This is a genomic window from Actinosynnema sp. NPDC049800, assembly GCF_040656635.1.
Classification (GTDB): domain Bacteria; phylum Actinomycetota; class Actinomycetes; order Mycobacteriales; family Pseudonocardiaceae; genus Actinosynnema.
Genome location: NZ_JBFAMT010000032.1, coordinates 1 through 24,902 on the forward strand (window position 1 = coordinate 1; position 24,902 = coordinate 24,902).

At 72.9% G+C, this 24,902-nt stretch carries 18 protein-coding genes; 9 read left to right on the forward strand and 9 right to left on the reverse strand.

Annotation, left to right across the window (positions count from 1 at the left end):
- Window positions 1–92: 92 nt before the first annotated feature.
- On the reverse strand, window positions 93–1,397 hold the full coding sequence (locus AB0I91_RS28885; protein ID WP_498779371.1) for an ABC transporter substrate-binding protein: 1,305 nt from the start codon (window positions 1,395–1,397) through the stop codon (window positions 93–95).
- Window positions 1,398–1,459: 62 nt separating this feature from the next.
- Window positions 1,460–3,418, reverse strand: coding sequence for a DUF2264 domain-containing protein (locus tag AB0I91_RS28890; protein ID WP_499639732.1), 1,959 nt, complete (start codon window positions 3,416–3,418; stop codon window positions 1,460–1,462).
- 363 nt (window positions 3,419–3,781) lie between these two features.
- Here AB0I91_RS28890 and AB0I91_RS28895 point away from each other — a divergent pair, with 363 nt between their 5' ends.
- Entirely contained in the window at window positions 3,782–4,891 is a 1,110-nt protein-coding gene (locus tag AB0I91_RS28895) for a LacI family DNA-binding transcriptional regulator (protein WP_499639734.1), read from the forward strand.
- A gap of 33 nt (window positions 4,892–4,924) precedes the next feature.
- Here AB0I91_RS28895 and AB0I91_RS28900 read toward each other — a convergent pair whose 3' ends face one another.
- Window positions 4,925–5,695, reverse strand: a complete 771-nt coding sequence (locus AB0I91_RS28900) for an SDR family oxidoreductase (RefSeq protein ID WP_498779376.1) — start codon at window positions 5,693–5,695, stop codon at window positions 4,925–4,927.
- On the reverse strand, window positions 5,692–6,522 hold the full coding sequence (gene kduI, locus AB0I91_RS28905; RefSeq protein WP_498779378.1) for a 5-dehydro-4-deoxy-D-glucuronate isomerase: 831 nt from the start codon (window positions 6,520–6,522) through the stop codon (window positions 5,692–5,694). The genes AB0I91_RS28900 and kduI overlap by 4 nt, the downstream gene beginning before the upstream one ends.
- 143 nt (window positions 6,523–6,665) lie before the next feature.
- Between kduI and AB0I91_RS28910 the strand changes: the two genes are divergently transcribed.
- Entirely contained in the window at window positions 6,666–7,775 is a 1,110-nt protein-coding gene (locus tag AB0I91_RS28910) for a LacI family DNA-binding transcriptional regulator (RefSeq protein WP_499614276.1), read from the forward strand.
- A 138-nt stretch (window positions 7,776–7,913) separates the two neighbouring features.
- Here the strand turns inward: AB0I91_RS28910 and AB0I91_RS28915 are convergent, their stop codons facing one another.
- Entirely contained in the window at window positions 7,914–8,864 is a 951-nt protein-coding gene (locus tag AB0I91_RS28915; RefSeq protein ID WP_499639802.1) for a sugar kinase, read from the reverse strand.
- Between the two features lie 172 nt (window positions 8,865–9,036).
- Between AB0I91_RS28915 and AB0I91_RS28920 the strand changes: the two genes are divergently transcribed.
- Both AB0I91_RS28920 and AB0I91_RS28925 read left to right on the forward strand, forming a co-directional pair.
- A complete protein-coding gene (locus tag AB0I91_RS28920) occupies window positions 9,037–11,076 on the forward strand; it encodes a glycoside hydrolase (protein WP_499639736.1) in 2,040 nt (679 codons plus the stop codon).
- A 76-nt stretch (window positions 11,077–11,152) separates the two neighbouring features.
- Entirely contained in the window at window positions 11,153–12,457 is a 1,305-nt protein-coding gene (locus tag AB0I91_RS28925; protein ID WP_499639738.1) for a BNR repeat-containing protein, read from the forward strand.
- Window positions 12,458–12,500: 43 nt separating this feature from the next.
- Here AB0I91_RS28925 and AB0I91_RS28930 read toward each other — a convergent pair whose 3' ends face one another.
- Window positions 12,501–13,913: a ricin-type beta-trefoil lectin domain protein gene (locus tag AB0I91_RS28930; RefSeq protein WP_498779385.1), complete on the reverse strand. Its 1,413-nt coding sequence runs from the start codon at window positions 13,911–13,913 to the stop codon at window positions 12,501–12,503.
- A gap of 242 nt (window positions 13,914–14,155) precedes the next feature.
- Here AB0I91_RS28930 and AB0I91_RS28935 point away from each other — a divergent pair, with 242 nt between their 5' ends.
- The 5 genes from AB0I91_RS28935 to AB0I91_RS28955 all read left to right on the forward strand — a co-directional run bounded on the left by AB0I91_RS28935 (window position 14,156) and on the right by AB0I91_RS28955 (window position 20,342).
- A complete protein-coding gene (locus AB0I91_RS28935) occupies window positions 14,156–15,085 on the forward strand; it encodes a carbohydrate ABC transporter permease (protein ID WP_498779387.1) in 930 nt (309 codons plus the stop codon).
- A gap of 56 nt (window positions 15,086–15,141) precedes the next feature.
- Window positions 15,142–15,951 (forward strand): carbohydrate ABC transporter permease, encoded by an 810-nt coding sequence (locus AB0I91_RS28940; protein WP_498779563.1) that lies wholly within the window; start codon window positions 15,142–15,144, stop codon window positions 15,949–15,951.
- Window positions 15,952–15,983: 32 nt separating this feature from the next.
- Window positions 15,984–17,327: an ABC transporter substrate-binding protein gene (locus AB0I91_RS28945; protein ID WP_498779388.1), complete on the forward strand. Its 1,344-nt coding sequence runs from the start codon at window positions 15,984–15,986 to the stop codon at window positions 17,325–17,327.
- 103 nt (window positions 17,328–17,430) lie between these two features.
- Window positions 17,431–19,191 (forward strand): glycoside hydrolase family 35 protein, encoded by a 1,761-nt coding sequence (locus AB0I91_RS28950; protein ID WP_498779389.1) that lies wholly within the window; start codon window positions 17,431–17,433, stop codon window positions 19,189–19,191.
- A 92-nt stretch (window positions 19,192–19,283) separates the two neighbouring features.
- Entirely contained in the window at window positions 19,284–20,342 is a 1,059-nt protein-coding gene (locus tag AB0I91_RS28955) for a LacI family DNA-binding transcriptional regulator (protein ID WP_499614263.1), read from the forward strand.
- A 9-nt stretch (window positions 20,343–20,351) separates the two neighbouring features.
- Here AB0I91_RS28955 and AB0I91_RS28960 read toward each other — a convergent pair whose 3' ends face one another.
- From AB0I91_RS28960 to AB0I91_RS28970, 3 genes are read right to left on the reverse strand one after another with little or no spacing between them, the layout of a single operon-like run.
- Window positions 20,352–22,064, reverse strand: a complete 1,713-nt coding sequence (locus AB0I91_RS28960; protein ID WP_499639741.1) for an ABC transporter ATP-binding protein — start codon at window positions 22,062–22,064, stop codon at window positions 20,352–20,354.
- Complete coding sequence (locus AB0I91_RS28965; RefSeq protein WP_499639743.1) at window positions 22,061–23,863, reverse strand: ABC transporter ATP-binding protein; 1,803 nt, start codon at window positions 23,861–23,863, stop codon at window positions 22,061–22,063. Before AB0I91_RS28965 ends, AB0I91_RS28960 begins: the two co-directional genes overlap by 4 nt.
- Window positions 23,860–24,867: an alpha/beta hydrolase gene (locus AB0I91_RS28970; protein WP_499639745.1), complete on the reverse strand. Its 1,008-nt coding sequence runs from the start codon at window positions 24,865–24,867 to the stop codon at window positions 23,860–23,862. The genes AB0I91_RS28965 and AB0I91_RS28970 overlap by 4 nt, the downstream gene beginning before the upstream one ends.
- Window positions 24,868–24,902 lie beyond the last annotated feature (35 nt).

Sequence of the window (24,902 nt, forward strand, 5' to 3'; positions counted from 1 at the left end):
CGGGGGTTCGGCTCGCCCGTCTCGGGGTGGGGGGGGGGGGGGGGGTGGGGGGGGGGGGGGGGGGGGCGCCCCCCCCCCCCCCCCCCGGGCGGTCACTTGGACTCGAGGACCTCGCTGCGGGCCCGCTCGCCCGCCTTGGTCAGCGCCTCGTCCACCGGCGTGCTCCCGGACATGATCGCCGAGTGGGTCTCCTGCAGGATGTTCTGCAACGCGGCGGTCTGCGCCGAGACGGGGTTCTCCGCACGGGTGTCGTGCGTGGTGAACGAGAAGCGGGACAGCTCGTCGGACGGCATGCCCTGCACCCCGAAGTACGCCTGCACCACCGGGTCGGTCAGCGTCGCGGGCGTGATGCCGATGGACGCCAGCGCCGTGGCGCCGCCCTCGCCCGCGACGAAGGTCAGGAACTTCTTGGCGGCCGCGACCTTGTTCTCGTCGATCGCGGCGTTGACGCCGATGCCGGTGGGGTCGCCGAAGGTGATCGGCTTGTCCTTGGCGCCCGCGTCGGCCTGCGGCGCCGGCGCGAAGCCCCACTGGAACGGCTGCGCGGTGCCGGCCTTCTGCTGCGCGAGCAGGGTCGCGACGTACCAGCTGCCCATCAGCATCATCGCGGCCTGCTGCGTGCCGAACTGCGCCTGGTACTGCAGCGTGTTCGTGGTCGCCGTGCCGTAGTCCACCTGCGCGCCTGCCTGCTGCTGCTCCAGCGCGCGCTTGTAGTAGGGCGCGAGGTAGCCGTAGTCACCGCTGCCGAGGTCGGCGCCCTGCGTCTGGGCCAGCGCCAGGCCCTGCACCGTCGACTGCCAGACGTGCTGGTAGGCGGCCTTGGCGGGCGATCCGGCGGCCTTCAGCCCCGCCGCCAGGTCCGCCGAGGCCTTCTCGTACTCCGCCCACGTCCAGGTCTCGCTCGGCGGCGTCACGCCCGCCGCGGTGAAGAGGTCCTTGTTGTAGTAGAGGTACCAGGAGTCCTGCCGGTAGGGCACGGCGTACGTCACGCCGTCCACCTTGTAGTTGCCGAGGCCGTTGACCTTGTCACCGAGGCCGCCCGCGACGTCGGAGACGTCCAGCAGCTGCTCGCCCGCCTGGTAGGTGATGAAGTTCTTGAGGTTCTTCAGGACGTACAGGTCGGGCGCGCTGCCGGCGGCCAGGTCCGCGGTCAGCTGGGTGTCGTAGTTGGTGGCGTCGTACTCCTTGAACTCGACCTTCACCTCCGGGTTCTGCGCCTGGAACGCCTCGGCGAGCTTCTGGAACTCGGGCGTGGTCTTCATGCTCCACGCGCTCATCGTCAGCGTGACCGGGCCGCCGGTGTCGGCGGGTTCGTCGGCGCCGCAGGCGGTCGCGGTGAGCGTGAGGGCGGTGACGGCGGCCGCGATGGCGGTCCACCGGGGATGGCGGTGTCGCATGGTCCTTCACTTCCTGGTCGAGCCACGGGGAGAACGGGGAGCGCGGGTGGGTTGCCCGCCGGTCAGGACAGCGCGACGCGGGTGCGCGCGCCGTCGGGCCACCGGGTGGTGACCCGGGTCGTCGGCCCGAGGTCGAGCCGGACCTCGGGTTCTACGGACCAGGAGCCGGCGCCGCGCGCCAGTTCCAGCAGGACGGCGAACCACTCGCCGGGCACGACGGGGCACCGGGCCCACGGGACCGCGGCGACCGGTCCGAGGGGTCCGGCGTCCTCGTGCACGGACACGCCCGAGTCGGTCGTCTGTCCTACGAGGACGGTGAGCGTCGAGCGCGTGCCGTCGTCACCCTGGACGCACGGCGCTTCGGTGGACCGGATGTCGACGTCCGCGCCCGCGACGGCCCACCCGGACAGCCGCAGGGCCACCGGCGGGCGGTCCTCGGCGACGTCGTCCACGCGGACCAGGCGGACTTCCCACGGACCGCGGACCAACGAGTGCACGGTGACCGCGCCCGCGTCGTGGTGGCGGCCCGACCAGCCCGAGCCGTGGCCCTGCTGCGCCTCGTCGGGCTCCAGCCAGCGCACGACGCCGGACGAGGAGCCGACGCCCACGGCGACGCCGTCCGCGTCGACCACCTCGGTGGCGCCGACCGCCATGCCGGACCGGTGGGACGCCCGGCCCTCGGCGTCGACCAGCACGACGGCCTGGTCGGCCGGATCGGCCCAGCTGCCCCGGTCCAGCAACGGGCTGGTCGCGGTGGAGTAGCCGAAGCGGGCGTAGAGCGGGGAGTCGCCCCTGGTGTCACCGGGGACCGCGTGGTCCGTGCCGTGGTTGACGACTCGCACGACGCCGTCCGCGGCCGTGCCGCTGACCAGCCAGCCCGGCGCCTTGATCGCCCGCACGTAGTCGCCCCGCTCGACCGGCAGCGGCAGTTCCCCGGCCAGCCACACCGGGTGGTCGGCGGGCAGGGCCAGCCCGAGCATGCCCTTCACCGCCCAGTACGGCGAGCCCGGACCCGAGTACGCCTGCGCGATGCGCGGCCACCGCCCGTGCCAGCCCAGGGACAGCAGGCCGTGCTCGTCGAGGGCGCCCCGGTCGACGAAGTGGCGCACGACGCTCGTCGCGGCCCGGCGCAGCACCCCGGGCGGCGTGGACGGCACCTCGGCGAGGGCGCCGGCCCAGAACGGCGCGGCGGCGGCGAAGCGGTAGGTCAGGCTGCGGCCCTGCACGAGCGGCGACCCGTCCGCGCCGACCAGGCGCACGGCGTCGAGCAGGAAGCGGTCGAGCAGCGCCGTGTCCCGGTCGCGGCGGGCCTCGGCGAAGCCGGCCGCGCCGGGCATCCGCGACCACAGCAGCGGGTAGACGTGCAGCGCCCAGCCGACGTAGTGGTCGAACGCGCGCTCGTGGCCGTCCGCCATCCAGGCGTCCTCGCGGAGGAAGCCGTCGTGGGTGGCGAGGTCCTCTTCGACGTCGTCCGGCGACCAGGGGCCGCCGACCGACCGCAGGAACGCCTGCACCATCAGCCGGAACCACACCCAGTTGATGCGCGGGTAGGTCGGGTCGCCCACGGCGGGCGCGAGGTAGGCGACGACCCGCTCCCGCACGGCCGGGTCCAGGCGGTCCCACAGCCACGGGCGGGTCAGGTCCAGCGCGAGCGCCAGCGAGGCGGCCTCGACCTTGGCCTGCGGGTGCTCGTCCAGGCGCACCCAGCGGTCCGGGGACGACGGGTCGGTGCCCGCCGCGATGCCCTCGGCGTAGAACTCGGCGAGGTTGTCCGGGTCGGCGCCGCGTTCGCCCGCGATCCGGAAACCCGCGAGCAGGAACGTGCGGGCGAAGCCCTCCAGGCCGTCCACGTCGGTCCCGTAGCCGCCGGCCGGTCCGGGCAGGGTGATCCGCGCGCGGCCCGGCGAGGCGAAGGGGCGCACCGCGCGCAGCATGGCGTCGGCCGTGCCCGCCCACTGGTCGCGGGTCCACCCGGCGACCGGGGTCGGTGGTGCGGCCCTCAACAGGGGTTCCGGCGGCATGTGACTCGTCCTTCAGCGTCGAAGGCGTTCGATCAAACGGTGCACAGTTACTTTCGTTTTTGATCGCTTTGCCTGTTAAGTAGTAAATACGTGCAGGAGCGATCGTGTCAAGACTCACATGAACGCTCTTCGCACGCATCCGCGCGGGGACGGCGTGGGCGCGGACCGGCCTGTCGCCGTGGGGTGTCACGGCGGGCCGCCCACATAATTGGGGTCACGATCAACGACGAGAGGACGTGCGGTGACGAAAGCGCGCATGGGGGACGGTGCGGCCGGCGGGACGCGGGCGACGGCCCGGCCGACCACAGGACCCCGGCCCGACGCCGCGGCGCCGTCGCCACGCGCCACCGCGGCGGACGCGTCGTGAACACCGAGTCCCGCACGCTCGCCGCCAAGAGGCGCGCCTCGATCCTGGAGGCGCTGCGCCGCGACGGCATGGTCCGCATCTCCGACCTCAGCGACAAGATGGGCGTCACCGCCGTGACGCTGCGCCGCGACATCGCCCACCTCGACGGCGAGGGCCTGCTGCGCCGGGTGCACGGCGGCGCCACGCTGCCCACCGCCGAGCTCCTGCCGGCCGCGACGCAGCCGTTAGAGGCCCCGGCGGAGCCCGTGCACTTCGGCGCTGCGGGCATGCTGGTCCCTTCGCTCGACTACTACTGGCCGGAGGTGGTCCGCGGCGCGGAGGAGGAAGCGTCCGCGAACGGGCTGCGGATCCTGCTCCGGGGCTCGTCCTACGGGAGCGCCGACGACCGGCCCCAGCTGGAGCGGCTGCTGGACCACGAGGACGTGTGCGGGCTGATCGCCGCGCCGAGCCTGACCGCGCCGTCGGCGGCGGCCACGATCGAGTGGCTGAGCACCATCGACACCCCGGTCGTGCTCGTCGAGCGCGTCGCGACCGTGGGCCCGCGCCAAGCCGTCGTGGAGTCGGTGGTGTCCGACCACGCCCTGGGCGCGGCCATGGCCGTGCACCACCTCGTGTCCCTGGGCCACCGCAAGGTCGGCCTGGTGACCAGCGAGAACAGCCCGACCTCCCCGCACGTGCACCGGGGCTGGCTCGACGCGTGCGCCGAGACCGGCCGCGACCCGCGGTCCACCGTGGACACCTCGATCCCGACGCCCGGCACGGCCGGGTGGGACACCGCGCTGGACGAGGTGCTCGACGCGTTGGCCACCACCGGCACCACGGCGGTGCTCGTGCACGCCGACACCGAGGCGATGGCCCTGGTCCAGCGCGCCGAGCAGCGCGGCGTGCAGGTGCCGTCCGGGTTGTCGGTGGTGGCCTACGACGACGAGGTGGCGGCGCTGTTCACGCCGGCGCTCACCGCCGTGCGCCCGGCGCGGCGCTCCATCGGCCGGGCGGCGGTGTCGCTGCTGGCCGCCCGGCTGCACGACCCGGACCGGCCGTCGCACCGGGTGGTGATCACCCCGTCCCTGCGCGTGCGCGGCTCGTCGGTCCCGCCGCCCGCCTGACCGCACCCACCGCACCCACCGCACCCACCGCACCTACCGCGCCAGCCAGCCGCCGTCGACCGGGAGGACGACGCCGTGGACGTAGTCGGCCGCGCGGGAGCACAGGAACAGCACCGCGCCCGCGATGTCCTCCGGTTCGGCCCAGCGACCCGCCGGGATCCGGTCGAGGATGGACCGGTTGCGGTCCGGGTCCGCGCGCAGGGCGCCGGTGTTGTCGGTGGCGACGTAGCCCGGCGCGACGGCGTTGACGTTGACGCCGCGGTGCGCCCACTCGTTGGCCAGTGCCTTGGTCAGGCCGGCCACCGCGGACTTCGACGCCGTGTACCCGGGCACGGTGATCCCGCCCTGGAAGCTCAGCATGGACGCGACGTTGACGATCCGGCCCGAGCCGCGGGCCAGCATCGCGCGGCCGACGTCGCGCGACAGCGTCCAGGTGGCGCGCAGGTTGACGTCGATCACGTGGTCGAAGTCGGCGTCGCTGTGCTCGGCGGCGGGCGCGCGGCGGATCGTGCCGCCGTTGTTGACCAGGACGTCCACCTCCCGCGCGGCCAGGAGAGCACCCAGCTCGGCCACCTGCGCGTGGTCGGCGAAGTCGGTCCGCACGGGGGTGAACACCCGGCCCTCGCCCTCGACCGCGGCCCGTGCCGGGCTGTCGCCCTCTGGCATGGACGCGCTGATGCCGATCACGTCCGCGCCCGCGGCGGCCAGCAGCCGTGCGACGGCCAGCCCGATGCCGCGCGCCGCCCCGGTGACCGCGGCTGTCTTGCCGGTCAGGTCGAGCAGGCCGGCCGCCTCCGGCGTCATCGCAGCGCCGCCGCGGGGTGCGGGTCCATGTCGTCGAACGCCTGGTTCTCCCCCGCCATGGCCCAGACGAAGCTGTACGCGGCCGTGCCGACGCCGCTGTGCACCGACCACGGCGGCGAGATCACCGCCTGGCGGTCGGCCACCACCAGGTGCCGGGTCTCGTTCGGCTCGCCGAGCAGGTGCACGACGCGGGCGTCCTCGGGCAGGCCGAAGTAGAGGTAGACCTCCATGCGGCGCTCGTGGGTGTGCGCGGGCATGGTGTTCCACATGCTGCCGGGGTGCAGCGACGTCACGCCCATCACGACCTGGCAGCTGCGGACGCCGTTCTCGTGGATGTACTGGGTGAGCGTGCGGCGGTTCGAGGTCAGCGGGTCGCCCAGCTCGCGCACGGTGCCGGCGCCCGGCTCCACCAGCACGGTCGGGTAGGCCGTGTGCGCGGGCGCGGAGAACAGGTAGAAGGCGGCGGGCGCCTCGGCGTCGTCGGACGCGAACGACACCTCTGCGACGCCGCGGCCGACGTACAGGCAGGCGGTCGGCGCGAGCCGGTGCTCCTCACCGTCGACGGTCACCGTGCCCGGTCCGCCCACGTTGACGATCCCGGCTTCGCGGCGGTCGAAGAACCGCTCCGACTTCAGCTCCGGGAACGCCGGCAGGTGCAACGGGCCGGCGCTCGGCAGCGCGCCCACCAGCACCACCCGGTCGTGGTGGCTGTAGACCGCGCGCACCTCGCCGTCGGCGAACAGGTCTTCGACCAGGTAGTGCTGCCGCAGGTCGTCCGTGGTCATGGACGGGACCTGCTGCGGCGCGGTCGCGTAGCGCTGCTCCACGTTGCGTCGCCTTCCTTCGGTCGGATCGTTTCACTCAGGTGACGGTCGGAAACAGTCAATCTCAGACACAAAGGAAGGGCAAGACTGTACAGTTTGCTTGTTACGATCAGTTTCGATCAGAACGACGAGGCGAGCAGGCGGTCATGGCGGACAAACCGGGTGCGGAGGCCAAGGGCGCGATGCTGCCCGCCGCCCGACGGCAGTGGCTGCTGGAGCACTTGGCGGGCCGGGGCGTCGTGCGGATCACGCACATCGCCCAGGCCATGGGCGTCACGCCGGTCACCGTGCGGCGGGACGTGAACGACCTGGCCGCCGAGGGCCTGGTGGAACGGGTGCACGGCGGGGTCAGGCTGGTCGCCGACGTGCCCGCCGAACCGTCCGGCGAGGACTCGACGCCCGCGATCGGGATGGTCGTGCCGTCGCTGGACTACTACTGGCCCGAGGTCATCCGCGGCGCGCAGGACACCGCGCACGAGAAGTGCGCCCGGCTCGTGCTGCGCGGGGCGTCCTACCAGGTCGACGACGTGCGGCACCAGGTCGAGTGGATGATGGGCAGCGGCGCGGTCGACGCGCTGCTCGTCGCGCCGCCGACCCGGGGCGCGGGGGCCGAGGAGCTCCTCGCCTGGCTGACGGCGCTGCCCGTGCCGGTGGTCCTGGTGGAGCGCTCGGCGGTGTCCGGCCCGTACCGGCAGCACGTCGAGTCCGTGCGCACCGATCACGCGGCGGGCGCGGAGCTCGCCGTCCGCCACCTGCACGGCCAGGGGCACCGCGGCATCGGGCTGGCGATCAGCGCGACCAGCCCCACGTCCGGCCAGGTCCGCGACGGCTGGCACGACGCGATGACCGACCTCGGGCTGCGGCCCGCGCCGGAGGTCAGCGTCGCCGCCTACTACGAGCCGGGCTGGGCGGTCGACGTCGACCGGGTGCTGGACCTGTGCGCCGAGCACGGGGCCACCGCGCTGGTCGTGCACTCCGACCGCGAGGCGGTGTCGTTGGTGCAGCGCGCCGAGGAACGCGGCATCCGGGTGCCGGCCGACCTGTCGGTGGTCGCCTACGACGACGAGGTGGCCAGGTTCGCCCACCCGCCGCTGACCGCCATGCGCCCGCCCAAGTACGCCGTGGGCAGCACCGCCGTGCACTTGGCGCTCGAACGCCTGGCCCAAGGCCCCGACCGGCCGGTGCGCCGGGTCGTCCTCAGCTCCGAACTGCGTGAACGCGCCTCGACCGGCGCACGCGCGGACGCACTGCGCTGATCACCGCACGCCGGCCGCACGCCAACTGCATCGACCCGCCCGGTTCACGGCACGCAGGCCGTGCTGAGGCGTGCGGTGACCACCCCGGCGAGGGATCACCGCACGCCAACCGCACCAACGCGACCTACCGCACCCGGCCTACCGCACACCCGCCGCGCTGACGCGTGCGGCGGCCCACGTGGCCGGATCGGCGACGAGCAGCCGTGCCACGTCGGCCGGTGGCAGCGGCACGGCGACGTCGGACATCGTGCACAGCGCCCCGGCCGCGGCGAGGTGACCGGAGCGCAGGCAGCGCCCGGGTGGAGCGCCTGCCAGGCGGCCCGCCAGGAAACCCGCGGCGAAGGCGTCGCCCGCGCCGACCGGTTCCACGACGTCCACCTCCAGCGCGGGCTCGAACACCGGCTCCGCGCCCGCCGCCAGCACGGACGCGCCGGTCGCGCCCTGCTTGACCACCACGGCGCCGGGTTCGGGCAGCACCTCCCGGACCGCGGCCGGCTCGGACACGCCCCACAGCGCCTCGGCCTCGTCGTCCCCGACCAGGACGAGGTCCGCCTTCGCGGCCAGGGAGCGCAGCACGTCCGGCCCCGACGGACCCCACAGCGCCGGTCGCCAGTTCACGTCGAACGACGTCGTGACGCCGGGGTGGTCCAGCAGGGCATGCACCAGCGCCAGGCACGACGGCGACAGCGCGGCCGTGATGCCGGTCAGGTGCACGAACGACACCGCGCCCAGGTCCAGCCGGTCGACCAGCTCCGGCCCGAGCGCGGACGCCGCCGAGCCCGCGCGGTAGTAGCGCACGGCGCTGCCGGTCCGGCCCGCTTCCTTGATGTACAGGCCGGTGGGCCGGGTCGGGTCGACCACCACGCGCGAGACGTCCACGCCCGCACCCGCCACGGACGCGACGACCGCCCGACCGAACGGGTCGTCGCCCACCGCGCTCACCCAGCCGACGGGGACGCCGAGCGCGGCCAGCGCGCAGGCCACGTTGGACTCCGCGCCGCCGGTGCCCCGCGTCCAGGCGCGCACGTCCTCGGGAGGCCCCGCTTCGGCGGGGGTGAACACGGCCATGGTCTCGCCAACGCACAGCACCGCGACCACTTCGACTCCTTCGGTCTCAGACCCGAACAAAACGATCGTAAACGATCAAATAGTGCTTGACTCGACTTAAACGATCGCACATGCTCGTCCCGGCACCGACTTGCTCTTGCTCTCCCGCTCCACCACCGGCCAGGCCCGGACACCGCAGAGGAGATCAACGACGATGAACCCTCGCCGAACACCCCGCCGTTCCCGGTCGAGGCTGGCCGCCGCCGGCCTGGCCACCGCGGTGGTCGCGACCCTGGCGGTGACGTACCCGTCGACCGCCGGCGCGCAGGACGCGACCGCCGCGGTCACCGTGCGGCCGGACCCGTCCTACCAGCAGCCCGCGTTCGAGGGCTGGGGCACGAGCCTCGTCTGGTTCGCCAACGCCACCGGCGGCTACCCCGACGCGATCCGCAACCGCCTCGCCAACCTGCTCTACGGCGACGACGGCCTGCGGCTCAACATCGCCCGCTACAACATCGGCGGCGGCAACGCGCCCGACGTGCGCGACGACTACATGAAGGCCGGCGCGACGATGGAGGGCTTCTGGCGGGCGCCGGAGGGCACCACCCGCGAGGACGTGGACTGGTGGAACCCCGACGACCCGGCCCACTGGGACCTCTCGGCCGACGCCAACCAGCGCTGGTGGATCGACCGGATCAAGGACGAGGTCAGCCACTGGGAGGCGTTCAGCAACTCGCCGCCGTGGTTCCAGACCGTCAGCGGGTACGTCTCCGGCGGGTTCGACCCCTCCGCCGACCAGATCCGCGCCGACCGGGTGGACGACTTCGCCACCTACCTGGTCCGGGTCTCCGAGCACATCGAGCGGACCCACGGCATCCGGTTCGACACCATCGATCCCCTCAACGAGCCGAACACCCCGTACTGGGGCACCCAGCTCGGTCCGGACGGTCAGCCGACCGGGGGCAGGCAGGAGGGCGCCCACGCGGGCCCGGCCCTCCAGCAGAGCGTGGTCCTCGCCCTCCGCCGGGCACTGGACGACTCGGCGCTCGACGCCCGACTGTCCGCCATGGACGAGACCAGCCCCACCATCTTCCGCACCAACTGGAACGCCTACGGCGCCGAGGGCAAGGCCGCCGTCGACCAGCTCAACGTGCACACCTACGGCACCGGCCACCGCACGTCCGCGCGCGACATCGCCAAGGGCGCCGACAAGCCGCTGTGGATGAGCGAGGTGGACGGCACCTGGGGCACCGGCCAGAGCTTCACCAGCATGGAGCCGGGACTGGGCATCGCCGAGCGGATCGTCAACGACATGCGCGAGCTGGAACCGTCCGCGTGGTTGCTGTGGCAGGCGATCGAGGACTACAACCCGCAGGCCGCGGCCGGCAAGAACTGGGGCGCGATCCAGGTCCCGTTCGACTGCCCGGCCGACGCCACGCCCGTGACGTGCCCGATCCGCACGAACACCAAGTTCCACACCATCCGCAACTTCACCCACTTCGTGCGACCGGGTGACCACGTCATCAAGGTGGACAACACGTCCAGCCTGGCCGCGGTGTCCGCCGACGGCTCGTCCGCCACCGTCGTCCACATCAACAACACCACCGAGCCGCGCGCCGTCACGCTCGACCTGTCGCGCTTCGGCGCGGTCCACGCGAACGCCTCGGTGACGCCGGTCGTCAGCGACGTCGCCGGCGGTCTGGTGCGGGGCAAGGCGGTGCGGGTCGCGGACCGCTCGGCGACGCTCACCGTGCCCGCCAAGTCGGTGACCACCTTCGTGGTCGACGGCGTGCGCGGCGTGGCGTCCGACGCGGCGCTGGTGCAGCCCGGTCACAGCTACACGCTGAACGGCGTGCAGAGCGGCAAGGCGCTGGTGCCCTCCGCCGACGGGAACTCGGTCGTGCTCGGCGCCGCCGACCAGGCCGACGCGACCGCGCGGTGGCGCATCGAGCCGGTGACCGCGGGCACCGGCAACCGCGAGCGCTACGCGGTGCGGCACGACAGCGGCAAGCGCCTGGCCGACCGGGGCGGCAACCTCGTGCTCGAACCGGGCGCGCAGACCGACCCGGCCGCCCAGTGGATCATGTCGACCACGGGCGACGGCAGCTACACGTTCGTCAACGCCGCCACCGGCCGGCTCTTCGACGTGGTCGGCCAGGGCACGGGCGTCGGCACCAGGGTGGGCGTGTACGTGCCCAACTCGGGGTCGAACCAGCGGTGGACGGTCGTGGACCGGACCCCGCGCACGAGCTGACCGGTACGGCGAACCGACGAGAGGAACGGCGATGGTGTCGGACACCGGGCGAGCGATCGCACCGAGAGCGACCTTGGTGTCCGACACCTTGCTGGACCCGGCCGCGCTGTTCTTCGTGTCCTACGACGGCGTGGTCAACAACAACTCCTTCCAGCGGGACGCGATCGTCACCTTCGCCGGTCACCAGTACGCGACCTGGTACACCGGCAGCCGCCACGCCGTCGTGGCGCGCAGGCCGCTCGGCGGCGCGTGGGAGAAGGTCGTGCTGCCGCACCGGCTGAGCGTGGACGACTCGCACAACGTGATCTCGCTCGGCATCTCCCCGCAGGACGGGACGCTGCACGTCGCGATGGACACGCACGACAACCCCGTCTTCTACGTGAAGTCGATCCCGGGCCTCGTCACGCGACCGCTCACGACCTCCTGGGACGCGACGGTGTTCGGCGCGGTGCAACGGACTTTGGACGGCGTCGACCCGGGCGACCTGAGCTACCCCCAGTTCGTGGTGACCCCGGAAGGGGGCCTCCAGCTGAGCTACCGCACCGGCAGGTCCGGGAACGGCGTCAACGAGCTGGCCGAGTACGACCGCGGGACCTGGCGACGGCTGGGCGCCTGGAGTTCGGCGACCGGCGAGTACACCGGGCCGAGCGGTGTCGTGTCCACGAGGCGCAACATGTACCTGCACGGGCTGGACTACGACCGGCACGGACGCCTGCACGCCGCCTTCACGTGGCGCGAGGACGATCCCGGCGTGCTGTGCGCGCCCGGCGGCCTGACCAACCACGACACCGGTTACGTCCGCAGCGACGACCGGGGCCGCACCTGGCGCACCGGCGCGGGCGCCGTCGTGGGCACGACCGGCGGGGAGCGCGTGGCCGTCTCCTCCCCCGGCGTCCTCGTCGACCACCTCGGCCCGGACCACGCGCTCATGAACCAGGAGAGCCAGGCCGTCGACTCGACCGGCACGCCGCACGTGGTGATCAGCTACGTGCCGGAGCGGTTCACCCGGTGCGTGTCGGACTACGCCGCGCAGCGGGCGCGGTACGCGCGCACCTTCCACCTCACCCGCTCGGGAGACACGTGGACCAAGCGCGAGGTGCCCGTGCCGCCCCGCAGCACCCAGCGCACGAAACTGGTCTTCGACCACGCCGACAACGCCTACCTGGTGATGCCGCGCGGCCGGATCGTGGCGGCGAGCGAGGCGAGTGGGTGGACCGACTGGACCCTGCTCTTCGACCGGCCGGCGATGAACGCGTTCGGCGAGGTCAACGTCGACGCGTCGCGGGTCGCGGTCGACGGCGTCCTGTCCGTGCAGTACCAGCAGGCCTCGTCGGGCACCACGCCGTCGCCGATCCGGGTCGCGGACTTCCGACTGGCCTGACGGGCGACCGGGTTCCCGCGTCGGCGGGAACCCGGTCGTGCCCTCAACTACGCCGCCAGACCTGGTTCGGCTTGCCGTTGCAGTGCCAGAACCCGACCGCGCTGCCGTTCGCGGTGGCCTCACCGGTCACGTCGAGGCACAGGCCGGACTGGTTGTTGGTCACCGTGCCGTTCGAGTGCAGGGTCCACTTCTGGTTCGCGCCGCCGTGGCAGTCCCAGATGATCAACCGGGCCTCGGTGCCGCCACCGCCCTCGGCGTCGAGGCACTTGGCGCCGTAGACGCGCAGCTCCTGGGCGGCGGTGTGGGCCCACTGCTGGTTGGCGCCCCCGTTGCAGTCCCAGAGCGTCGGCGCCGTGCCGTTGGTCCGGCTCGCGCCCGGAACGTCGAGGCACCGGTTGGACCCGGCCCCGCGCAGCACGCCGTCGGTCGGCGTGGTGGTACCGCCGCCCCACGCCCACCGCAGCCGGTCGGCGCCGCTGGGGTTGGTGACGTTCAGGGTGAGGTTGGCGCCGCTGCCGCTCAGGGTGGTCAGGGAGTAGCTGTCACCGGTGCGCAGGCCCGGCCAGTACACCGAGCCCATGCGCAGCGAGCGCAGGGTGTCGGTCGCGGCCTGGAGGTAGGCGACCTCGTAGGAGCCGTTGACCGGACCGTTGTAGTCCAGGCCCGAGGTCATCTCGGCGCCGAACTCGTCCAGCACGGTGCGCGAGGCGCAGGTGCCGATGCGCGCCCGGAGGTCGTCGGCCCACTGCTGCGGGCTGGTCCAGTCCTTGTGCCAGAAACCGTACTGGTGCAGCGCGAGGTACGTGCCGTCGAGCCGGCTGTCCGCGCACACCGGCTTGACGTCCTCGCTGTAGCCCGTGCCGCCGATGAACACCCGGCCGCGCGGCACGGACGGCCGGGCGGTCAACCAGTTCGCGGCGACGTCGCGCCACTCCTGGCTGCTGTAGCCGAACGGCTCGTTCATCGGCTCGAAGTACACCGCGGCGTCGGCCGCGTACTTCGCGGTGATCCGGTTCCACATGGTGTTGAACGCGGCGGTGTCGTCGATGCGGCCGTCCTTGGCCGTCGGGGACTCCCAGTAGCCCAGGACGACCTTGAACCCCTTGGCCGCGGCGGCGTCGATCGCGCCGGTGTAGGAGTTCCAGAAGGGGCCGTTGACCGTGGCCGGGTTCACCGGCAGCCGCACGGTGTTGGCGCCGAGCTTGGCCTGGAACTGCCCGATGACCGCCGTCGCCTTGGCGTGGGTGGTGGCGTAGTCGTCCGATTTGGACAACCCCGAGGGCACTACCTCGTCGGCGGCGTAGTTGTCGCGCGGGTCGGCCCAGTTGACCCCCTTGAACTGGCTGGTGTCCGCACTGGCGGGCGAGGCCGTCGCGGTCAGCAGCCCGGCCACGCCCAAGGCGCAGCCGACCGCCGCCGCGACGCGCGAGAGGCGTCGGGTGGGCGAAGAGTTCATCGTTGATCTCCTCTTGAGTGGTGCCGGGTGGAGGGGACCTTGCGGAACACGTCATGTTTGCGCAAACATGAGCGGCGGCCGCGCCAGTCTGTGACCCCGGCGACAGGCTGTCAAGAGGATCGGCCGGGACCCCGCACCCACCGCGGAGCCGCACGGCCCCCTGGACAGGCCCGAGTCGACGAGCTAGCGTCGGCCGCCAAATGTTTGCGTAAACATCTTCGCCGCGGTCAACAGGAGAGACGATGACGTCCATCTCGGCGCCGGTCGAGGCGCCACCGGCACGCCCGGCGCGGAACGCCGGCCGCCTGCGCGTCGACCGGAAGGGTTGGCTGTTCGTCGCGCCGTTCCTGGCCGTGTTCGCGTTGGTGTTCCTGGCGCCGATCGTCTACGCGGTGTGGTTGAGCCTGTTCCGCGAGCAGGTGTTCTTCGGCGGCACGGAGTTCGTGGGGCTGGACAACTACGCGGCGGTGCTCCGGGACGGGAAGTTCTGGGAGTCGTTCCTGCGGGTGCTGCTGTTCCTGGTCGTCCAGGTGCCGATCATGCTCGGCCTGGCGCTGGTGGCGGCGTTGGCGATCGACAGCGCCCGGCTGCACGCGGCGGGGTTCTTCCGGATCGTGGTGTTCCTGCCCTACGCGGTGCCGGCCGTCGTGGCGACGCTGATGTGGGGCTTCATCTACGGCGACAGCTTCGGCCTCGCCGCGGACCTCAACGGGTTGCTGGGCGACAAGGTCGTCCTGCCGCTGTCGGGCGACTGGATCCTGTTGTCGATCGGCAACATCGTGACGTGGGAGTTCGTCGGCTACAACATGCTGATCCTCTACTCGGCGCTCAAAGTCGTGCCGCACGACCTGTACGAGGCCGCCGCCATCGACGGCGCGGGCGCGTTCCGCACGATCGCGAGCGTGAAGCTGCCCGCGATCCGGGGCGCGGTGATGATCGCGACGATCTTCTCGATCATCGGCAGCTTCCAGCTGTTCAACGAGCCGAACATCCTGCGGGCGTTGGCGCCCAACGCGATCAGCACGTACTACACGCCGAACATGTACGCCTACACGTTGTCCTTCGGCGGCCAGCAGTACAACTACTCGGCCACGGTGGCGATCGTCATGGGCGTCATCACCGCGATCATCGCCTACGTCGTGCAGCTGCGCGGCACGCGGAAGGGTGCGTGAGGACCGTGGCCCTGTCCCCGCTCCGACCCCGCAAGTCCCGCCTGCTGACCACGGTCATGGCGGTGTACCTGGTCTACACGCTGGTGCCGCTGGCGTGGCTGCTGATCAGCGCCACCAAGACCCAGCAGGACCTGCTCTCCACGTCCGGGCTGGCGTTCGGCGGCACGTTCGCGCTGTTCGACAACATCGGGCAGACGTTCACCCACGACAACGGGATCTTCCTGCGCTGGCTGGGCAACACGCTGCTCTACGTCGTCGTGGGCGCGGGCGGCGCGACCGCGTTGGCCACCGCGGCCGGCTACGGCCTGGCCAAGTACCGATTCCGCGGCCGGCGCGCCGTGTTCGCCGTGCTGCTCGGCGCGATCGCGATCCCCGGCACCGCGCTGGCCGTGCCGACGTTCCTGATGTTCAGCAACCTGGGCCTGACCAACACGCCGTGGGCGATCATCATCCCGTCGCTGGTCAGCCCGTTCGGCCTGTACCTGGTGTGGACCTACACCACCGAGGCCGTGCCCGACGAGCTGCTGGAGGCCGCCCGCATCGACGGCGCGGGCGAGCTGCGGATCTTCTTCACCGTCACCCTGCGCCTGCTCGCGCCGGGCGTGGTGACGGTCGCGCTGTTCGCGGTGGTGTCGACGTGGAACAACTACTTCCTGCCGTTGATCATGCTCAGCGAACCCGACTGGTACCCGCTCACGGTGGGGCTGAACCAGTGGAGCGCCCAGGCCTCCGGTGTCGGCGCGCAGCCGATCTACCACCTCGTGATCACCGGCTCGGTCATCACCATCGTCCCGCTCGTCATCGCGTTCCTGCTGCTCCAACGCTTCTGGCAGTCAGGTTTGACCGCGGGCAGCGTCAAGCAGTAACCCTCTCCCACCGCCGCGAAAGGACCCCCACGATGTCACCCACCAGGCGCAGCCGGGTGGCCATAGTCCTGGCCACCGCCCTCGCCACCGCGCTCTCCGCCTGCTCCTCCGGCGACGGCGGCGGCACGACGCCGGGCGGCGCGACCGGCACCCAGGACGCGGTCGACGCCGCCCTGCGCGACGGCGGCGAGATCACCTACTGGAGCTGGACCCCGTCCGCCAAGGCGCAGGTCGAGGCCTTCCAGCAGGAGCACCCCAACGTCAAGGTCAACTACGTCAACGCCGGCACCGGCAACGACCACTACACCAAGCTCCAGAACGCCATCAAGGCAGGCTCCGGCGCACCCGACGTCGCCCAGGTCGAGTACCAGGCGCTCCCCCAGTTCGCGCTGACGGGCTCGCTGGTCGACCTCGGCCAGTACGGCTTCCAGGCCTTCGAGGGCGACTACACCCCCTCGACGTGGAACTCGGTCAAGGTCGGCGGCGGCCTGTTCGGCCTGCCCCAGGACTCCGGCCCCATGGCCCTGTTCTACAACAAGGCGCTCTTCGACCAGCACGGCATCGCCGTGCCCAAGACGTGGGACGAGTACGTCGACGCGGCCAGGAAGCTGCACGCCGCCGACCCGACCAAGTACATCACCAACGACACCGGTGACGCGGGCTTCGCGACCAGCATGATCTGGCAGGCGGGCGGCAAGCCGTTCCGCACCGACGGCAAGTCCGTGAAGATCGACCTCCAGGACGAGGGCGCGAAGAAGTGGACCGCCGCGTGGGACCAGCTCGTCGAGGAGAAGCTGGTCTCCACGATCCCCGGCTGGACCGACGCCTGGTACAAGGCGCTGGGTGACGGCACGATCGCCACGCTGGCGACCGGCGCGTGGATGCCCGGTGTGCTGGAGTCCTCGGTGCCGGGCGGCGCGGGCAAGTGGGCCGTCGCCCCGCTGCCGACCTACGACGGCGGCACGCCGGTGACCGCGGAGAACGGCGGCAGCACGCAGTCGGTGCTCAAGCAGAGCGCCAAGCCCGCGCTCGCGGCGGCCTTCGTGCGCTGGCTCAACAACGGCAACGGCGTCAAGCCGTTCCTGGAGAGCGGCGGCTTCCCCGCCACGAAGGCCGACCTCGACTCCGCCGCCTTCAAGGACAAGGCCTCGCCCTACTTCGGCGGGCAGCAGATCAACCAGGTCCTGACCGCCGCCGCCGGCCAGGTCCTGCCGGGCTGGAGCTACCTGCCCTACCAGCTCTACGCCAACACCGTCTTCAACGACACCGTCGGCAAGTCCTACACCGACGCCACCGGCCTCGACCCCGGTCTGGTGGACTGGCAGAAGGCGCTCGTCGAGTACGGCAACCAACAGGGCTTCACCGTCAACGGCTGACCCGACGGCGGGACGGCCCCCGACCGGCCGTCCCGCCACCGCGCACCCGCGCCGCACCCGGCGCCACACCCGGCGCCACACCCGGAAGGAACACCCGATCCCCGTGCCCGACTTCAGCATCGGCGAGCGCGACTTCCTGCTCGACGGCAGGCCTTTCCGCATCCTGTCCGGGGCCCTGCACTACTTCCGCGTGCACCCCGACCAGTGGGCCGACCGCATCGACAAGGCCCGGCGCATGGGTTTGAACACCATCGAGACCTACGTCGCCTGGAACGCGCACGCGCCCGCGCCGGACGCCTTCGACCTCACCGGCGGGCTCGACCTCGGCCGGTTCCTGCGCCTGGTCGCCGACGCCGGCATGCACGCGATCGTCCGCCCCGGCCCCTACATCTGCGCCGAGTGGGACAACGGCGGCCTGCCCGCCTGGCTGTTCCGCGACCCCGAGGTGGGCGTCCGCCGCGCCGAACCCCGTTACCTGGCCGCCGTCAAGGCCTACCTCGACCGCGTCTACGAGGTCGTCGCCCCGCTCCAGGTCCAGCACGGCGGCCCCGTCATCCTCGTGCAGATCGAGAACGAGTACGGCGCGTTCGGCGACGACAAGACCTACCTCAAGACCCTGGCGGAGCACACCCGCGACGCGGGCATCACCGTGCCGCTGACCACGATCGACCAGCCGACCGACGAGATGCTGGCGGCGGGCAGCCTGGAGGGCCTGCACCGGACCGCGTCCTTCGGCTCGCGCGCGGTCGAGCGGCTGGCCGCGCTGCGCCGTCACCAGCCGACCGGGCCGCTGATGTGCGCGGAGTTCTGGAACGGCTGGTTCGACCACTGGGGCAGCCATCACCACACCACCTCGGCCGCGGACAGCGCCGCCGAGCTCGACGCGCTGCTCTCCGCCGGCGCCTCGGTCAACGTCTACATGTTCCACGGCGGCACCAACTTCGGCTTCACCAGCGGCGCCAACGACAAGGGCACCTACCAGCCGACCATCACCTCCTACGACTACGACGCCCCGCTGGACGAGGCAGGCAACCCCACCGCCAAGTACCACGCGTTCCGCGAGGTCATCGCGCGCCACCACGACGTGCCCGGCGAACCGCCGCCCGCCGCACGGCCGACGCCGCGGTTCACGGTGGCGTTGACCGATCCCGTGCCCCTGCTGGACCTGGCGAAGCGGTCGACCGCCTGGCAGCGCCACGACACCGTGCCCGCGCTCGACGACCTGGACGGCGCGCCGCGGCTGGCGCTGGCGACCACGCGGGTCGACGCCTCGGACCCCGCCGTGCTGTGCTTCGGCGAGGTGCGCGACCACGCCTCGGTGTTCCTGGCCGGCCGACCGGTCGGGACCCTGCTGCGCGAGCACCACCAACGCGCCCTCGGCCTGCCCCGCGCGGCCGGTGAGCTGGCCGTCCTGGTCGAGGACCACGGCCGGGTCAACTACGGGCCGCGCCTCGGCGAGCCCAAGGGCCTCATCGGCGGCGCGACCCTCGACGGCCGTCCCCTGACCGGGTGGGACGTGCTCCCGCTCGCCCTCGACGCGCCGCCGGCGGCGTGGACCGGTCGGGAGGGCGCCACACCCGTGCCGGCGGCGGTGCCGGGTCCGGTGTTCCTGCGCGCCCGGTTCGACCTCGACCGGCCCGCCGACCTCCACCTGGACACCGACGGCTGGGGTCGTGGCCTGGTGTGGGTCAACGGCTTCTGCCTGGGCCGGTACTGGTCACGCGGGCCCCAGCGCACCCTGTACGTGCCCGGCCCGGTGCTGCGCGCCGGGGACAACGAGCTGGTCGTCCTCGAACTCGCCGCCCTGACCACCCCCACGGCCCGCTTCGTGCCGGGACCGCTGCTCGGCCACACCGAGGCGTGATCGATGTTTACGCAAACAAGTAGCGTTCCGCACCGGCTATAGTGGCGACGCGCCACACGGCGTCGACGCTGCCGGTGGAAAGGAGCCCCGACGTGACCGCGGAATCCGCGTCCGGGTCGTCCGGGCAGCCCCCCGTGCGGCGCGCGCCCGCCCGCCGGGTGTCCATGGCCGACGTCGCCCGGCTGGCCGGTGTGTCGGCGCAGACGGTGTCGCGGGTGTCCAACGGGCACCCCAGCGTCGTCGGCTCCACGCGCGAGCAGGTGCTGGACGCCATGCGGCGCCTGGGCTACCGGCCCAACAGCGCGGCCCGCGCGCTGAAGTACGGCGAGTTCCGCACCATCGGCGTCATCCTGTTCACCCTCTCCACGGTCGGCAACAGCCGCACCCTGGAGGCCATAGTGGACCACGCCGCGCACGAGGGTTACGCCATCACGTTGATCCCCGTGGCGGTGCCGACCCAGGACGGCGTGCTCGGCGCGTTCACCCGGCTCGGCGAGCTGGCCGTCGACGCGGTCATCGTGATCATGGAGGTCCACCTCCTCGACGCGGCCACGATGACGCTCCCGCTCGGCATCCCGGCCGTGATCGTCGACTCCAACGGCGGCGACCGCTACACCGTGGTGGACACCGACCAGGCCGACGGCACCCGCCAGGCCGTGCGCCACCTGCTCGACCTCGGCCACCGCACGGTCTGGCACGTCGCCGGCCCCGAGGACTCCTACGCCGCCGAACGCCGCGCCGAGGCGTGGCGCGCCACCCTGACCGAAGCGGGCCTGCCCGTGCCCGCGATGTCGCGGGGCGACTGGTCGGCCGACTCCGGCTACCGGGCGGGGCTGGCGCTGGCCGACGAGCCCGGCTGCACGGCGGTGTTCGCGGCGAACGACCAGATGGCCCTCGGCCTGCTGCGCGCGTTCCACGAGAAGGGGAAGGTGGTGCCGCGCGACATCAGCGTCGTCGGTTTCGACGACATCACCGACACCACCTCCTTCATCCCGCCCCTGACCACGGTGCACCAGGACTTCACCGAGGTGGGCCGCCGCTGCGTCGAACGCGTCCTGCGCCAGGTGCACCACCACCGCACCAAGCCCGGCACCACCCTGGTCCCGACCCGCCTGGTGGTCCGCTCCAGCACCGCGCCGCCCCCGGCCTGACCGGACGTCTCACGAGACCGGCGTCGCCTCCGACAGGTGCCAGAAGTCGGCGTAGCGGCCACCGAGGCGCAGCAGCTCTTCGTGGGAGCCCTCCTCCACGATCCGGCCGCCGTCGAGGAAGACGACCCGGTCGGCCCGTCGGACGGTCCGCATCCGGTGCGCCACCATCACCACCGTGCGGCCGGCCATCAGGCGCTCGACGCCGTCGTGGACGGCCGCCTCGTTCACCGGGTCGAGGGCGGAGGTCACCTCGTCCAGCAGCACGATCGGCGCGTCCTTCAGCAGCGCCCGCGCGATCGAGACGCGCTGGCGCTCACCGCCCGAGAGCCGCGTGCCGCCCTCGCCGACGTTCGTCGCCCACCCGCCGGGCAGCCGCTCGACCACCTCGTCCAACCGCGCCGCCGCCGCTGCCTGCCGCACCTCGGCGGCACTCGCGTCGGGACGGCCGAGGCGCACGTTCTCCTCGATCGTGCCGTCGAAGAGGTAGACGTCCTGGAACACGAACGCGATCCGGGCCATCAGCTCCTCGGTGTCGACGGCACGCACGTCCACGCCGCCCACGCGCACCGCGCCCGCGTCCACGTCGTAGAACCGCGCGAGCAGCTGGAGCAGCGTGCTCTTGCCCGCGCCCGACGGTCCGACCACGGCGAGCCGCTGCCCCTCCGGCACGGTCAACGACACGTCGTCGACCACCGTGCGGTCGCCGTGCCGGAAGGTGGCGGAGTCGAGTTCCAGCCCGTGGTGCCGCGGCCGGACCGGCTCACGCGGTCGTGGCAGCGGCTCGGTGCGCAGCACCTCGTCGAGCCGCGCCAGCTCGAAACGCGCGCCGCGCAGCTTGCCGCCGATGTCCGACAGCGACAGCAGCGGATCCGCGCACCGGGCGGCCAGCACCAGGATCGCGACGACCTCGGCCGCGCCGATGTGCCCGCCGAGCGCGAGGTACGCGCCCAGGACGAGCACCACGGTGAACATCGCCTGCACCGCCAGCGCCAGGCCCACCGCGCCGGGCAGCGCGGACCGCACGGAGCGGCGTGACGCGCGCCGGACGTCCCGCAGCGAGTCGTCCAGCGACCGGAAGCGCTCGGCGGTCCGGCCGCCGGCCCGCAGCACCGGCTGCGCCTGGAGGTACTCGATGACCCGCCCGGCGGCCTCGTGGTCGCGTTCGGCGCGCTCGGCGTCGGTGGCGGCCGCCGAGCGCCCCGTCCAGGACTGGACCGCCGCCACGACCGGTGCGGCGGCCAACGCGGCCAACCCCAACCGCCAGTCGAAGCCGAGCATCACCAACACGATCGTCAGCGGCGTCACGGCGGCGGAGACGAACGGCGCCAGCAGGTGCGCGATCACACCCATGGCCTGCAACACCCCGGTGCCGGCCAGGACGGACAGCTCCCCGACCCGGCGGCCGTCGTACCAGCCGACGGGCAGCCGGGCGAGGTGGTCGCCGAGCCGGTGGTACATGCCGCGCAGCAACGTGGTCCCGGCGCGGAACCCGGACAGGTCGCTGCGGTAGCGCAGCACCGCGTAGACCGCGACGGCGGCGCCGAACGCGACCAACGACGGCCGGACGTCCCCCGGTGCGGGCCCGAGCAGCGCCCGCAGCACGGGGACCAGCAGGGCGTAGGACAGGCCTTCGGCCATCGCGGTGACCGTCATCAGGGTGACGGTGCGGCGCACCGGCCGGGCGTACTCGTTCCCGAGCACCCGCAGCAACATCCGGATCATCGGGGTTCGCTTCCTTCCCGGGCGGGGGTTCCGTCGGCCGTCGCCGCTCGGTGCGAGTGCCAGAACGCGGCGAACTTCCCGTTGCGCGCCAGCAGTTCGGCGGGTGCGCCGCGCTCCACGATCGCACCGTCCTCCAGCACCACGACGGTGTCGGCGTCGGCGATCGTCTCCAGGCGGTGGGCGATCACGAGGGTCGTCCGATCGCCCGCCGACGCCGCCAGGGCCCGGCGCACCGCCTGTTCGGTCCGCGGGTCGGCGAAGGCGGTCGCCTCGTCCAGCACCAGCACGGGCGCGTCGGCGAGCAGCGCGCGGGCCAGCGAGATCCGCTGCGCCTCGCCGCCCGACAGCCCGGCGTCCTCGCCGATCACCGACTCGTACCCGCGCGGCAGTTCGAGGATCCGCTCGTGGATGTCGGCCAGCCGGGCGGCGCGGACCACGTCGTCGCGATCGGCGTGCGGCACGGCCAGCGCGATGTTGTCCGCGACCGACGCGCGCAGCAGGGACGTGGACTGGAAGACGAACGACACCGTCCGGTAGAGCTCGCGGCCGTCGAGGTCGCGCAGGTCGACGCCGCCGAGCACGACCGCGCCCCCGGTCGGGTCGAAGAACCGCGGCAACAGCTGGACCAGCGTGGACTTGCCGCTGCCCGAGGGGCCGACGACCGCGGTGGTCGTGCCCGGTTCGAGCACCAGGTCGATCCCGCGCAGCACCTCGTGCCCCGGCTCGTAGCCGAAGCGGACGTCGCGCAGCTCCACCCGGTGCCCGCGCGGCGCGACCGGGTGCGCGGGCTCCGGCAGCGGTCGCACCGCCAGCACGTCCCGGATCCGGTCGAGCGCGCGCCGTGCGGCCTGGAGGTCGTCGAAACCGTGGCCGAGGGCCGCCACCGGAGCCGTCAGGCCGAGCCCGAGCAGCACGAACGGCAGCAGGTCGGCCGGCGCCAGGCCGCCGGACGTGATCAGGACCGCCCCGCCGACCAGCACGACCAGCAGCACGAACGGCGGCGACAGCGCCAGCTGCATCCCGGCGGCGGGCCCGGCCATGCCGTGCACCCACCGGTTGAAGGCGCCGACGAAGTCGTCCACCGCCGTGCGGAACCGGCGGTGCGCGCGCTCGCCACCGCCGAACGCCTTCACCACGGCGATGCCCCGCACGAACTCGACCACCGAGCTCGCGATCCGCCCCATGGCGCCGTCGAACTCCTCCTGCTCGCGCAGCCGGGCCGGCGTCATCATCAGCGGGACCAGCGCCACCGCGAGCACCACCGGCGCCAACGTGATCAGCGTGAGCCGCCAGTCGACGGTGACCAGGTAGACCAACGACACCAGCGGCACCACGAACGCGGACACGAGCTCACCGGGTGCGTGGGCGATGACCGGGTGCACCGCGCTCACGTCCTCCCCCACGACCTTCGCCAGCTCGCCGGTCCGGCGGTGGGCGAACCAGCCGATCGGCGCGTGCCCCAGCCGATCGGCCAGCGCCCGCCGGAACGACAGCTGCACCCGGCCGTCGAGGAGGTGCCCGACGGCGGCCGACGCGGAGGTGAACAGCAGCCGCACGAACAGCCCGACCGCGCCCGCGACCACGACGAACCACACGTGGCCGTGGTCGACCGGGGCGGGCGACAGCAGCGCACGGCCCAGTTCGACCACCGCCAGCAACGGCGCCAGCCCCGCGACCGCGCCGACCACCTGGAGCACGACGACGGCGGCGAAGGCCCACCGGTGAGGGCGCAGCAGCCCTGCCAGGCTCGGTCTGGCCGGGTCGACGCCCGGTGCCGCGGACACCTCGGCGGCGGTCATCGGTCCCCCACCTTCGTCGACCCGGCCAGGAGGCGGTCCCGGAGGAACCCGGCGACCTCCGCCCGCGCGGCCTTCGCCTGCCGCACCACGCCAGGCATGCTGAGGAACCCGTGCGTCGCCCCGGCGTGCTCGGTGAGCCGTGCGGGCGTCCCCGCCTCCCGCAGCCGTTCGGCGTAACGGCGGCCGTGGTCGGCCAGCGGGTCGACGGTCGGCACCACGACGAGCGCGGGGGCCAGCCCGCTCAGGTCGTCCGCGCGCAGCGGCGACAGCGGACGGGCATCCGTTCCCGGCGGAACGGCCAGTCGCCGGTACAGCCGCAGGTGCGGCAGGGTCAGCGTCGGGCTGTGCGCGTGCCGGGTCATCGACGGGTGGTCGAACCCCGCCTCGGTCAGGTCGAGCGCGGGGTTGACCAACACCTGCGCCTGGAGGGGCAGCCCGGCTTCCCTGGCCCGGATCGCGACCAGCGCGGCGATCAGCCCGCCGTTGCTCTCCCCGAAGACCGCGGTGCGCGCCGGGTCGATCCCCCACTCCCCGGCGTGCCGCACCACGTGCCGCAGCACGTCCCAACCGTCGTCGACGGCCGCCGGCAGCGGGGTCCCCGGATCGAGGAGCCGGTGCTCGACCGAGACGACCACCGCGGGCAGCCGCGCGGCGAGGTGGCTGTTCACCCAGTCGCTCTGCGCCGCCGTGCCGACGAACCCGCCGCCGTGCACGTGCAGCACGAGTGGCAGGTCGTCGTCCCCGCCGCGGTCCGGTGACGGCCGGTACACCCGGACCCGGACCTCCCGGTCGGGCAACGCCACCTCCCGCCACCGGATCCCGGCGCCGCGCGCGGGCCACCCGGTGACCACCCGGAGCAGGCGGGACGCCCGCTTGCGGTTCTCCACCTCGCGGAAGGCGATCAGCTCCTCCGTCGTCATCGCGGACCAGTCCTGCTCCTTCCGCAGGGCGTGCAGCAGTCGGACCCCCGGCGAGGGGCGTTCGACGCCGGTGACGTCGTCCATGTCTCCTCCTCGACCACCGTAGTTTCGCTACCGAT